The following is a 394-nucleotide window of genomic DNA, read 5'->3' as shown; positions in this document are numbered from 1 at the left end:
GATAACACTGCTGAAGGCACAGAGCTTATCGCAGAAGTTATTGAAAAACAAACTTAAGGCACTAAAAGTATAAACGAAGTTTCTATTGCAATAAGCTCTAAATTAGACCGATTAGCTACATTATTAGAGCAAAAATTACAAACATCTACCGCTATTCAAAATACAGGAGGGACCTGTCTTGAAGTAATTGAGAACGCGATACCTGTTAAAGTGGTTGAGAACGAAACTTCTGATGAGTTGTTTAAAGCATTACCTACACCTGAAAAGATTGATAATAAGCCAGACGAAGATTTCTTCCCGGTCCCGGTTCAAGAAAGTGCTAATTCTACTTCCGATTCTAAAGGCGGTATTAGCTTTAAATTGTGCGATAAAATTGCACTGCTCACTAAAGCAG

General features: G+C 37.3%; 1 protein-coding gene. It reads left to right on the top strand.

The annotated features are described in order from the left end of the window. Positions 1-69: 69 nt before the first annotated feature. Positions 70-394: hypothetical protein (locus Y882_RS21065; RefSeq protein WP_484488293.1), on the top strand; the 325-nt coding region annotated here is incomplete at its 3' end.

The sequence above is a fragment of the Dyella japonica DSM 16301 genome, assembly GCF_001010355.1.
GTDB lineage: Bacteria > Pseudomonadota > Gammaproteobacteria > Xanthomonadales > Rhodanobacteraceae > Dyella > Dyella japonica.
Note: the sequence above shows the minus strand (reverse complement) of the source record. Positions and strands in the feature narration are given on the sequence as shown.